Genomic DNA, 12,193 nt, shown 5'->3' with positions numbered 1-12,193 from the left:
CCCGCGGAGCGGGTCCCATCGCGCTGCGCGCGATGCAAGCGAACACCCGTGCTGCGCACGAGTGTTGCGCTCCCGCTCCGCGGGAGCGCTGGCTGACCGCTGCGCGGTCAGCGCACCCGCCTTGCGCAGCAAGGCGGGTGACGCTCCGTCCGCTGCGCTCCCGGAGCGGAGGGGGCTGCGCCCCCCACCCGGTGCCTCCGCTGCGCTCCGGTCACCGGGTGGCGCTTCGCGCCACAAAGGCCGGCCCCGCTGCGCGGGGCGGGCCAACGGGCCTACGGCCCGAGCAGCAGCAAGGGTGGGGGGTGGGCTGTCCTCCGGCTGACCCCTGCGGGTTCTGGGGCTTGCCGCCGGATCAGCGTCTACGGGACCAAGTACTACCGATTCCCGCAACGTGCAGGGCCAGCGCGGTTAGCCCCAGGAGCATGACGTTGACTGACGAGAACGTGTGATTGGTGCTGATCTCGGCCGCGTTGATGAGGAACGCGATAAAGAACAGCACTGCCGCGACTATGCCGAGCATGACGAGCCCCTCTCATAGGAAGTGAACCCCGTATGCCCGGCCACCGCCCCCACAGACATGGGCGGCGCCTCCGAAGTGCTCCGGCCGGTTCGTGCAGGCAGGCTGACGGGTCCTCAGGCGTGGGCGTGGCGGGTATGTGCCGCCTTGTGCGGGGCGGCGTGATGCGCGGGGACTGCGAGACGCCGCAAGGACAGGCTGGCGGTGGCGAGGAGACCGGTGAAGACGGCCAGGAGGAGGACAGATACCCACATCTGCCGGCTCCCGGGGGCCTGCCAGCCGGTCCAGGCAGCGGAGGCCGCCCACAGCAGGACACCCGCGGCGTAGAAGGAGCGGACGCGGTGCAGCTGCCGCACGGCCCGCAGGAACTGGATGCGTTCGGTCATCGGTGCCATGCGGGGCCGTGTACCCCGATGTGCCACGACCATCAGGGCGGAAGGAATCTTGTGCAGGAGGCTTTCCGGGGCGTCTCGCACGTCTACATCTCAATGTGATGCAGCATGTAGCATTGGCGTAATTCAGAGACACCCGGTGGGGAGCGGTTTGCGTGTTGATCTACGAGTATCTTCCGCATGAGCTTGCCCGGCTCGGGGTGGTCGCGAAAGCTGCCGGACTCGATCGACAGCAGGTGGGCGCGCAGGTATGCCTGGCACAGGAACGCGCCGGGCGCGCACGAACGCGCTCTGCAGAACCGCATCCCTTGAGCGAGTTGTTCATCGCGGAACGGCGACGCCTTCAGTGGGAACGGATCGCTGCTCTCATGGACGCGGAGCAGATGGCCACGTACGCGCCGTGCCGCGACTCGCGTGCTCTCCGCTACGAAGAGCAGCGTCTGCAGCGGTTGATGACGGACGTGGTGGAAGCTGAGTGGTCCGGGAACGCGGCTCCGGAGATCTCGCGGCACCGCGTCTACCGGATCGACGCCCGGTCCGCTGGCCGCTCTCGTCTGGACATGCCCGCCCCCACCGTCCACCTGATGGCCGCATCCCCCGATGAAGCGGCCGCGAGAGCCTGGGCCATCCACGGAAGAGACGGCGGCCTCTACCAGCGCGGCGGACACCGCATCGCTTCTGTCAAACAGGTCCTTCCCGAGCCGGGAGAGCTCTTTTGATTCAGCTCCGAGAACACCAGGTGGAACAGAAATCACGGTTCCGTAAATGGGTCGGATTCCCTGCAAGATCACCGGTGCCGCCGGAGGGTGCGAGGGGCACGATCGTGTCCGCGACCGGGTCGGGCAAGACCATCACGGCTGCCGCGTGCGCGCTGGAGTGCTTCCCCAGCGGCCGGATCCTGGTCACCGTGCCGACCCTCGACCTGCTCGTGCAGACCGCCCAGGCATGGCGCCTGGTGGGGCATCGCGCGCCCATGGTCGCGGTGTGCTCGCTGGAGAACGACCCGGTCCTGAACGAACTGGGGGTGCGCACCACCACCAACGCGATCCAGCTGGCGCTGTGGGCCAGGTCCGGGCCGGTGGTCGTGTTCGCCACGTACGCCTCCCTCGTGGACCGCGAGGACCCGGAGGACCCGTTCGGTCAGGGAAACGTCCGTAGGCCGCTGGAGGCCGCTCTGGCGGGCGGGGAGCGGCTCTACGGCCAGCAGATGGCAGGCTTCGACCTCGCCATCGTGGACGAAGCCCACTCGACCGCAGGCGATCTCGGTCGTCCATGGGCGGCCATCCACGACAACGCCCGCATCCCCGCCGACTTCCGGCTCTACCTCACCGCCACCCCGCGCATCCTCGCCTCACCCCGGCCGCAGAAGGGCGCGGAGGGCAAGGAGCTGGAGCTGGCATCGATGGGCCAGGACTCGCAGACCTACGGGCCGTGGCTTGCCGAGCTTGGGCTCTCGGAGGCGGTCGAGCGTGGCATCCTCGCGGGGTTCGAGATCGACGTGCTGGAGATCCGCGACCCTTCCCCGGTCGTCGGGGAATCGGAGGAGGCGCAGCGGGGCCGGCGCCTGGCGCTCCTGCAGACCGCGCTCCTCGAGCACGCGGCGAGGTGGAACCTGCGCACCGTCATGACCTTCCACCAGAAGGTGGAGGAGGCAGCCGCGTTCGCGGAGAAGCTGCCGGAAACGGCGGCCGAGCTATACGCCAACGACGCCACCGACGGGGACCTGGCGGCCGCCGATCGGCTCCCCGCGTCGTCGATCGACGCGCACTTCTACGAGCTCGAGCCTGGCCGCCACGTACTCCCGGACCGGGTCTGGTCCGCGTGGCTGTGCGGCGACCACCTCATGACCGAGCGGCGCGAGGTACTGCGCCAGTTCGCCAACGGCATCGACGCCGCCGGGCGCCGGGTCCACCGCGCCTTCCTCGCCAGCTGCCGCGTCCTCGGGGAAGGGGTCGACATCACCGGCGAACGCGGGGTCGAGGCCATCTGCTTCGCCGACACCCGCGGCTCCCAGGTGGAGATCGTGCAGAACATCGGCCGCGCCCTCCGGCTGAACCGCGACGGCAGCACGAAAATCGCCAGGATCATCGTGCCGGTCTTCCTGGAGCCCGGCGAGGACCCGACCGACATGGTGGCCAGCGCGAGCTTCAAGCCGCTCGTGGCCGTGCTCCAGGGCCTGCGCTCGCATGACGAACGCCTGGTCGAACAGCTCGCCTCCCGCGCCCTCACCCGCAGCAAGCACGCCCGCACGGTCCACGGGCAGCGCGACGAAGAAGGCCGGATCGTCGGCGCCGGCGGCGAAGGCGACGGCGAGGACCAGGAGCACGACGACACCCAGGCCGCCGCCGAATCCGCCCTGCTCCACTTCTCCACCCCCCGCGACGCGGCCACCATCGCGGCCTTCCTGCGTACCCGGGTGTACCGGCCGGACTCACTGGTGTGGCTGGAGGGCTACCAGGCCCTCATCCGCTGGCGGGCCGAGAACGAGATCAGCGGCCTCTACGCCGTGCCCTACGACACCGAGACCGAAGTCGGCGTCACGAAAAATTTTCCCCTTGGGAGGTGGGTGCACCAGCAGCGCAAGGCACTGCGAGCCGGAGAGCTGGAGGAACGGCGCAAGGAGCTGCTGGACGCGCCCGAGGCCGGGATGGTGTGGGAGCCGGGTGAGGAGGCGTGGGAGAACAAGCTCGCCGCTCTCCGCTCCTACCGCCGTGCACGTGGGCACCTCGCACCGAGGCAGGACGCTCTCTGGGGCGAGGGGGCGAGCCAAGGTGCAGGAGACAGCTTGATCCCCGTCGGGCAGCACATGGCCAACCTCCGCAGGATGGGCGGCCTCGGGAAAGATCCCGAGCGTGCCGCGGCCCGCGCTGCTCAGCTCGCTCAGATCGACCCGGACTGGGATTGCCCGTGGCCGCTGGACTGGCAACGCCACTACCGCATCCTCTCCGACCTCGCAGCCGACGAACCCCACGGTTTCCTACCCGACATCCAGCCCGGTGTGCTCTTCGAAGGCGACGACCTCGGACAGTGGCTCCAGCGACAGGCGAAATCCTGGGCGGAGCTGTCCGAAGAGCAGCAGCAGCGGCTGTCCGAGCTCGGTGTGAAGCCCGCTGAACGGCCCACCCAGGCACCAGCCATCAAGAACGGCAAGGCATCAGGGAAGGCGTCAGCGGCCTTCCAACGCGGTGTGAGGGCCCTCGCCCAGTGGATCGAGCGGGAAGGCGCGGGCAGGCCGGTTCCACGCGCGCACAGCGAAGAAATCGTCGTCGACGACGAGGCCGAGCCGGTGGCCGTGAAGCTGGGCGTGTGGATCTCCAACACCAAGGCCCGCCGCGACAAGCTCACTCAGGAGCAGCGCGCTGCCCTCGCGGAGCTGGGGGTTGAGTGGGCATGACTGCCTGTGTTTGCGGGGTGCCCAGGCCGCCCTCCGGGTCGTACCTGCGCACGACGGCGTGGGCGTAGAACTCGTCGACCCGCGCCGGGCTTCCTGCCCCGCCCGCCCATGTCTTCCTCGCCCTGTCCTCTGCCAGCCTATTGCGACCATCGCAAATAGTTGCGATGATCGCACCATGCATCCGCTTGAAGAACTGGCCGCCCTGCGCCACCCCATGCCCGAACCCGGCACCGTCACCCCCGAGGACTGCTACGCCGACGCCTGCGAACAGGTGGCGGAGCAGCGCAGCAACGACGCCCTCGGCCTGGAGGCCGCGAGCCAGGAGCTCGAGACGGACCCGCTGCTGCTGGCGCTGGACGACCTGAAGGCGCAGAAGGAGGCCGTGGACGCCCGGATCCGGCAACTGCTGGCCTACGGGAGGGAGTTCCACGGCAGCCGCCCCTACCAACTGGAGGAACTCGCCCGCCACGCCGGATACAGCCCCTCCGGAGTGCGCACCGCCTACGGCGAGGCGGAGATCAGGCACGTCGCCGCGCAGATCGGCCGGGAACCGAACCGGCCCCGCCGCGACACCGCCGGCAGTCGGTGACCACGGCGGCCGACGCCACGCCGCTGCCGACTTCGGTCCCTTGCCCTGCTGCCTGCCTGCCAGCGGATCCGCCGCAGGCCTTCAGGCGGCAGATGCTGGCCGGCCGGCTGTGGCCGGGTGAACGGCGGCCTGCCGTGCGCAGCCCCAAGGAGCAGTGCACCCTCCCCCGGGGACACCGCTCAGGCGGCGCTGCGTGTCCTGCGCGCCGAGGGGGTGGGCCGGCATCGTGCGACGGCAGCGGCAGTCTCGTCGCCGCCGCTGCCCTGCCCAGGGACGCTGAGGCCAGCGACGGGCCACCGGCAGACCCACATCACATGCCCGCTCGGCGATGCCATCCGGTGGATCCTCCAAGGGCGGGTGCACCCTCATACCGGCCCGGGCGGCACGGTGTGGTGGACGGCCGACGCGTACGTGCAACTGGCGGCCGCCCGCGCCCGGATGGAGGCGGAAGCCGAGGCCGCCGCACGTGCCCGGGCGGCCGAGCAGGCCCGCCGGGCGGCCGCGGCGCGGGCCGCCGCCGCCGAACGGTGCCTTGAAGACGCCCTGCAGCGGGCCCAGGAACGGCAGGCCGAGCAGGAACGTCTGGCCGCCTTCCTCGAACACGCCGCAATAGACGCCCACCTGTGGCCCGCCTTCACGCAACTGCTCCGCAGCGCATCCGGCAAACCGGTCGAGTACGGCGTGCAGAGCCCCGCCCACGGCAACGGCCTGCTCGTCTACAGCAGGCCCCGCCCGGGCCGCGCGTTCACCCTCGCCGGTGTGGTGTGCCCCGATCCCCAGGCACTCGCCCAGTGGCCGGCCGAGCTGACCATCCTGGTCCCCGGCCAGACCTGGCTGGCCCGCATCCAGGCCGCCGCCCGCACCCCGCTGAAAGTCGCGGTGCTGAACCCGATCACCAAGCAATGTTCCTTCCTGCGCATCACGGCCCAGCCCCCGGATCCCACAACGCCCAGCGCCGGACACGCCTCCTCCAGCCCCAGGACCGCACCGCCGGCGGCACCCCGGCCGCGAGTCCGCACCTCTTGCCCACCCCGGTGGCCCCCCACGCGAACGTCCCACACACCCCAGTGACGGTTGGTAAAGTCCGTCACCCTCATACGCCAGAACACCGGAGGGGACCTTCGCTGCCGAAGTCAGCGAGGACAAGCGTGACCCTCCGACCGGTGCCCCATCCACACCGCCACGTCGCATACCCGCAGCGCACTCACCGTCTCCGGCACCCCCGCGACCTGGCGCAGCGCGAGCAACTGGCGGTGCAGGGAACGGTCGTCCGCGCGCAGCGCGGCATGCAGCGCAAGCCAGAACGAGGGGCGCGGGCGGCCCAGAGCGCAGCGCACCACCTTGTCGTAGACCGGCAACAGCTGCGGACGCTTACGAGCCAAGAGCTTCCCAGCGATGACCCAGTCAACTCCGTGCTGTGCGCAGAGGAGGTGCCAGGCCCGGTCCGCCGGCGAGCCCCCGGCCAAGACGTCCGCTTCGGCGTCGACCATGTCGACGTCCGCGGGGATGTCGTGCAGCAGACCAGACAGCTGCGCGCCGAGGGTGCCCTCCAGAATGTCCAGCGCGACAGAAGCCGGAACGGTCACCGACAAGGTCTGCACCGCGACCAGGTCCTCCGCCGTGATCCGGTCGGCGATCTCCGGCTGGTCTCCCCCACCGGCCAGATGCTCGAACCGGCTGCCGGTGAACGTCGCCTCACCGGGTGACATGCCTATGCCGAAGTAACGCCGCAGATCACCCACGGCACGCTCGGCACCCAGCAGTTCTTTCAACCGCTGCCCCAACGGCGACAACGACGCTCCACTGAGAGAGATCACGCGAATCCATCCTTCATTCGAGATCGCGAGCAAACCAGTCTGTAGCAGGGCGGCCAGGTGGGCGTGCCAACACAGAAGCCACTGTCCTGCGCCACCCCCGTCCTGCCGCGACGGGCACCGCCGCCGCGGCAGGGGTGGTGCTGGCCTCGAAGTCGCGGTATGCCATGGCGGCGAAGTCGGTCAGGGGCGGAAGTGCCCGCGGCGCTGCTGCCTGGACGGACCATGACTCTGTGGCCACGGCAACTATTGGGTCACGAAGCGCCATTGGCCATCACATCACCTTCACATACCTGCCAGGATGCGGAATCAGGCTCTGGAACGGGGGGGTTGTGGCGGCACCCGGGTGGTATGCGCGGTTAGCTGCGGTACGCGGAGTGGTCTATCAGCCTCCTACCGGTCTGAATATGGACCGGCTACGGGCCGCCGGTTGGGGGCAACGCCCAAGGATCGAGCGGTTCCAGGGGCGTGAGCCGTCGCTGTGGTGGGGAAACACCACCCAGTCGCCGGCTCAGCAGCATGCCCTGCAGCGCACCGAAGACGTCTCGACCGCTGAGGTGCTTGTGAACCTCGCGGAGGTGCTCGAGCTCCCGGGCCAGGCGTCGGACTACCACTACGCGCTGCAGAGCACGGTCGCGGAGCTGCGTAGGCGACGCCAGACAAGTCCGGAACTTTTTGGCGAGATCGAGCGGCTGTGCCGCCTGGATCTGCAGCTGGCCCTGGCCGTTCCGGACGCGGTCTCGTTCGCCGAGGGCCAGTTCGTGTACATCGGGGCCGTGGACTGGCTGCTGGAGATGTACCTCACGGAGGGGCTGCTGGCAGATGCCCTGTGGGTGGCGGAAGCCGCCGAACACGTCGGGGCCGGTGACAGGCCCCGCGTCCGCAAAGCGCGGGAGCGGGCAGCGCGTGTGGCCGCTGAGGACGCGGCCGTATGACGGGGCATCCCGGTCTGGCGCAGGTCCTGCCCAGCGAGTCGTTCCTGGAGTACGCGTTCGTGCGATGGGTGCTGACCCCTGCGGCTCATCCGGCCATCGTCGACCGAGTGCGGGCACAGGCGCCGCTGGATGTGGGCGGGCACTGCTACCGGCTCGACTATCTCGTGGCGGGCGACCGGCTGCAGGTGGCGGTCGAACTCGACGGCTTCGCGGCCCATAGCGGCCGGGAGGCGTTCACCCGCGACCGGCTGCGGCAGAACGACCTCACTGCTGCTGGGCACGCGGTGGTCCGGTTCTCCTACGACTCCATCCGCACGAACACGGCCCGCTGCGTCGCCCAACTGCAGGCGGTCATGGCCCGTGACCCCGCCTTGGCCCTGCTTGTCATCGCCCATCCGCTCGTGGAGACACCCGCTATGGACCCCGATCCCCGGGCCGCCTTCGGCCCCTCGCCGCGCATCAGCACCGTGGCCGGCGACCGCGACTACTTCACGCTTGCGCGAGAGGCCGTCGATGTGCGGACGTTGCGCGAGTGCCAGAAGCAGGCGCTGGCCGCGCTGAAGGACTTCTACGCAGTCGGCGGCACCAAGGCCGCGTGTGTGATGAGCGTCGGCGCCGGCAAGACCGCGCTGGGGGTGGCCGCTCTGCTCGCCGTGACCCGCAGGCGCGCGCTGGTCGTCACACCGGGCAACGTAATCCGCGGGACGTTCGACACAGCTTTGGACCACTGGGCTGTCGGTAACGCCCTCTACGGGCTGCACGGCGGGCCGCTGATCCCAGGGTGCCAGCCGCCCTCGGTGCTCACGGTGGACCGGGACGCCGGGGGTGTTCGCAAGGTAGATCGACAGAAGCTGCTGGCCGCCGACGTCATCGTCACGAACTTCCACTCCCTGGGCAGTGGGCAGGACCCCGACGATCTGCTGGCCAAGCTGGCCCCGGACGATGTGGACTTCATCGTCGTGGACGAGGCGCACATCGCGGCGGCCGAGTCCTACCAGCGATTGTTCGCGCATTTCGCCTCGGCGCGCGTCGTGCTGATGAGTGCCTGCTTCACCCGCCTGGACGGCAAGCCGATCGATGCGGAGGTGGTCTACCGGTACCGCCTCATCGACTCCATCGCGGACGGCAACGCCAAGAACTTGCGCGTGCACCGGTTCACCCCCGACAGCGCGGCCACCACCTACGAGCTGGTGTGGCCGGACGGCCGACGGGAGGAGATCAACGGCCGGGACGAGCTGCTGGCCATCCTCAAAGACGAGCGTAAGCTCTCGCGTATCACGGCCAGGTCGACCGAGCCGATCCGCCAGGTGATGCGCGTCGTGAAACGCCTGCTCGACCAACAGCGCGACCTGCTGTTCCCGGTCAAGCCCCGGGTGCTGTTCGCGGCCATGGGCCGCCAGCACGCGGAGCAGATCGCGCGCCTGGCCAACGAACACGGCATCACCTGCGACGTCCTGCACCACTCGATGACCGACGCGGCCATCGCCAAGGTCCGCGAGCGGTTCGAGTCGGACGCCGGAGACCTCGACGGCATCGTGCAGCTGAAGATGCTGGGCCAGGGCTATGACTTCCCTCCCATCTGCTTGGTGGTGCCCATGCGCCCCTACGGCAGCTTCAGCGAGTTCTACCAGTTCATCGGCCGCGGCATCCGCATCCTGTCCCACCCCTCGCTGCAGGGCCGGGTGGGCCCCCAGCAGCAGTTCCTCGACATCGTCCTACACGCCGAGCTCGGCCTGGACGACCACCTGGACACCCTCTACGCCGAGAACGACATGGACCCGGCCACCGGCACGGTCGCCGACGACGCGCCCGAGCCGATCGGCACCGCCCCGCTTCCCGGCAGCCGGGGCGGCGACGAAACCGGCCGGATGGACGCATTCGTGCTCTTCGAACGCGGCGAGATCACCAGCCGCGTCGTGCACGACTCCGAGCGCGTCGAGACCCGGCGCGCCGAACGCGAACGCGAAGCCCTCGCCCAGCGCTACGCACTGTATGCGGCCGGCACCCACAGCCCTGTGTCGTTCGAGCAATACGCCGACGTCGTACGAGCGCTGCATGACTGACAGCCTCGGCCGCACCCTCGCGGCCGCCACCGGCCCCGACGCCTTCCTCGCGGCCGAACGTGCCGACGGACAGGCAGGGCGCTTCGCTCCGTTCGAGGAGCTGGCCGCGACCGTCATGACGACCAGCTTCACCGGTACGGCGCCGGTGGAGCTGTCCGCCGACGGACACCTGTCCCTGCGCCTGCCGCCGTCGACGCGCACAGCCATGAACGGCTGGTTCGACCTCGCAAGGCAGCAGGCCAAGGGTGCCTGGTGGCTACCCGAGAGCACCGTGGTCAAAGCCGGCCCGGTCAATCTGCCCGCCTACTACACGGGCAACAACCCGCGGTGGGCCGCGAACATCGCCGCCATGGTCTCCGCGCGCTCCCCACTTGCCGGCAACTCGGACGCGTTCGCCTGCTGGGCGCTGCTCATCCCCTACGCCACCGACCTGCTCGCCCCGCTGGCCCTGCGCGGACCGCAGGCCGGCGCCCTCGAGCCCACCGCAGCCGGTGCCGCCTGGGCCGACGCCGAGGCCCGCTACCGCGCCCTGGGCCTGCTCACCGCGCCCGTGGAAACAGCGCTCGCCCGGCTGCGCCCGGGAGGCGGCTGGTCCCGCCTGACCACGGACCAGCAGATCACCGCCCGCCAAGCCCTGGTCCACGCGCTCACGCCGGCGATCGACACCATCACCGCCCGCTGGCGCGCCACCCAGCTGGCGGTGCTGCTGCAGCGCTACTACCTCAAGGCGAAGACTGGCCGCCCTACCGCCCGCGCTGTCCTCACCAAGGCGCTGCAGCCCACCCTCGCCGCGTTCTTCGACGGCGACTGGCTAGCGTTCCTCGACTACCTGGGCGAGCAGCCGGCCGACGACGAACAGATCGTCACGGCCCTGCCCACTGCCCGCCTGTATGTGCGCGCCTCCGCGAAAGTCGAGCAGATCGCCGCACAGCAGAAGCTGCCCGTCGAGCAGGTCGCCTCGATGGTCGCCAGCTACCTGGGCAGCGACGAGATCCGCTCCCCCATCGAGCAGCGCGTCACCGTGCTGCGCCACTACTGGGAGACCTTCGACGCCCTCCACGCCGCCCAGCCGCCCCTGTTCGAGCTGGTCGGCAACCCCTGGATCCCGCCGGACGAGGACGAAGCCTTCCCCACCCCCGTCTACGAGCGCGTCCTGCCGCCGCAGCTCCTCGCCGAAACCGAGAAGCTGTGGGGCTCGGAATGCCATCCGCGCTACCCCGACCGCCTGGTCTCCGCGCTGCTGCCCCAGGCCAGCATGGCCGAAGCGTTCGGGCCCGCACTCACGTTCTGGCACGAAATCGCCCTGAGCACGTGGTACATCTGCGAAGGCCCCTACGCCCGCAGCGACCTACACGGCCTGGCTGACTACCACGCCCGCCGCACCAACGCCCTGAAGGCCACCGGCACCCCGGTCGATCTAAGCCTGTTCACCGAACTCGCCGACGCAGAACAGCGCCTTGGACCGCCCCAGGACATCCAGCGCCCCATCAAGATGGACCACCCCGACGGCTACACCATCACCGCCACCACAACCGTCGGCCAGCGCCGCGACGGCTTCCCCCTCCTACGCGACATCATCACTCGCCACCGCCGGGCCTGGGCCCGCCAACACCTCGAGACCGCACTCGGCTCATGGGAAGGACAGCTGCAGGAGGTCTCCCGCGAGCTCAACCGGGCCGCCAACGGCCGCGGGAAACCCCTGACCGTCAAGCAGTTCGCTCGGATCGCCGCGCCCGTCGCGAACCGGTGGTTCGGCGGCGACCTGGCCGCCCTGTGCGCGGCCATCGGCGAGAAGACCCCCGTGCAGCAAGAACGCATCCACCTGCTGCCCTACGACCGCACCGCCCTGTGCCGCCACGTGTTCCATGCCCTGGGCGGCCGCTACGTCACCAACACCGGCGGCGACGTGCCCGGCTTCCAGCGAAGCTGGGCCATGACCCGCCTCGTGGCTCAAGCCCCCCGCCTCATCCAGCTCGAAGAACTCCTCGGCCGCACCCCCACCGAAAAGGAATTCCGCGCACCGTCCTACACCTGGCCGGAAGGCCTGACCTACCCGGCCTATACCGCCGCCACCCAGCAGGCCCGTCTCGACCTCCCCCTCACCCGTACCACCGAGGCAGAACAAGAACCCGCCACACAGCCCACACCCCCTCCACTCCCCCCGACCCCCGCAAACACCTCGACACCGACCCCGCAGCAGCCACCCTCACCACCAGCACCTCCGGTGCAGCCCGAACGTCGACGCGGACTCCTCGACCGCCTGCTCGGACGCAACTGAGCCAGAGAGGCGGCGGCCCCGTCCGGGCCATGCTCTCGCAGACGCCCGGGAAGGCTGGCAGCGTCGTAGGCTGGCGTCCGTGCCCCTTCCTCCGCTCCCTGGTGCACTTTTTCTCCCGCCTACCTCGGCAGCAGGCGGAAAAGCGCTCGCGCACCGGCTGCGGTGTCGTCGCAGAAGTGGACACTCCAGGGCATGGGCTCGCGGGCGCGAG

At 70.0% G+C, this 12,193-nt stretch carries 10 protein-coding genes; 7 read left to right on the top strand and 3 right to left on the bottom strand.

Annotation, left to right across the window (positions count from 1 at the left end; translation table 11 throughout):
• Window positions 1–352: 352 nt before the first annotated feature.
• Both CK485_RS28905 and CK485_RS00245 read right to left on the bottom strand, forming a co-directional pair.
• Window positions 353–520, bottom strand: coding sequence for a hypothetical protein (locus CK485_RS28905; protein ID WP_165939570.1), 168 nt, complete (start codon window positions 518–520; stop codon window positions 353–355).
• Between the two features lie 113 nt (window positions 521–633).
• Window positions 634–912, bottom strand: coding sequence for a hypothetical protein (locus CK485_RS00245; protein ID WP_109445572.1), 279 nt, complete (start codon window positions 910–912; stop codon window positions 634–636).
• 152 nt (window positions 913–1,064) lie between these two features.
• Between CK485_RS00245 and CK485_RS00240 the strand changes: the two genes are divergently transcribed.
• The 4 genes from CK485_RS00240 (at window position 1,065) to CK485_RS28900 (ending at window position 5,963) form a co-directional block, all read left to right on the top strand.
• A complete protein-coding gene (locus CK485_RS00240) occupies window positions 1,065–1,628 on the top strand; it encodes a hypothetical protein (RefSeq protein WP_146214469.1) in 564 nt (187 codons plus the stop codon).
• Entirely contained in the window at window positions 1,625–4,303 is a 2,679-nt protein-coding gene (locus CK485_RS00235; RefSeq protein ID WP_109445568.1) for a DEAD/DEAH box helicase, read from the top strand. The genes CK485_RS00240 and CK485_RS00235 overlap by 4 nt, the downstream gene beginning before the upstream one ends.
• Window positions 4,304–4,478: 175 nt before the next feature.
• A complete protein-coding gene (locus CK485_RS00230) occupies window positions 4,479–4,892 on the top strand; it encodes a hypothetical protein (protein WP_109445566.1) in 414 nt (137 codons plus the stop codon).
• 357 nt (window positions 4,893–5,249) lie between these two features.
• On the top strand, window positions 5,250–5,963 hold the full coding sequence (locus CK485_RS28900; protein ID WP_199239180.1) for a hypothetical protein: 714 nt from the start codon (window positions 5,250–5,252) through the stop codon (window positions 5,961–5,963).
• A 62-nt stretch (window positions 5,964–6,025) separates the two neighbouring features.
• On the opposite strand, the gene CK485_RS00220 is transcribed toward CK485_RS28900, so the two are convergent.
• Window positions 6,026–6,709: a DUF6308 family protein gene (locus CK485_RS00220; RefSeq protein ID WP_241968033.1), complete on the bottom strand. Its 684-nt coding sequence runs from the start codon at window positions 6,707–6,709 to the stop codon at window positions 6,026–6,028.
• Between the two features lie 404 nt (window positions 6,710–7,113).
• Here CK485_RS00220 and CK485_RS00215 point away from each other — a divergent pair, with 404 nt between their 5' ends.
• Genes CK485_RS00215 through CK485_RS00205 form a run of 3 tightly spaced genes read left to right on the top strand, consistent with a single transcriptional unit; the run spans window position 7,114 to window position 11,982 of the window.
• Window positions 7,114–7,641 (top strand): hypothetical protein, encoded by a 528-nt coding sequence (locus tag CK485_RS00215; protein ID WP_109445564.1) that lies wholly within the window; start codon window positions 7,114–7,116, stop codon window positions 7,639–7,641.
• Window positions 7,638–9,704: a DEAD/DEAH box helicase family protein gene (locus tag CK485_RS00210; RefSeq protein ID WP_109445562.1), complete on the top strand. Its 2,067-nt coding sequence runs from the start codon at window positions 7,638–7,640 to the stop codon at window positions 9,702–9,704. The genes CK485_RS00215 and CK485_RS00210 overlap by 4 nt, the downstream gene beginning before the upstream one ends.
• On the top strand, window positions 9,697–11,982 hold the full coding sequence (locus tag CK485_RS00205) for a stress protein (protein WP_109445560.1): 2,286 nt from the start codon (window positions 9,697–9,699) through the stop codon (window positions 11,980–11,982). The genes CK485_RS00210 and CK485_RS00205 overlap by 8 nt, the downstream gene beginning before the upstream one ends.
• The last annotated feature ends 211 nt before the right edge of the window (window positions 11,983–12,193 follow it).

The organism is Streptomyces sp. ICBB 8177, assembly GCF_003144095.1.
Lineage (GTDB): Bacteria > Actinomycetota > Actinomycetes > Streptomycetales > Streptomycetaceae > Streptantibioticus_D.
This window is presented reverse-complemented; position numbering and strand designations above follow the sequence as displayed.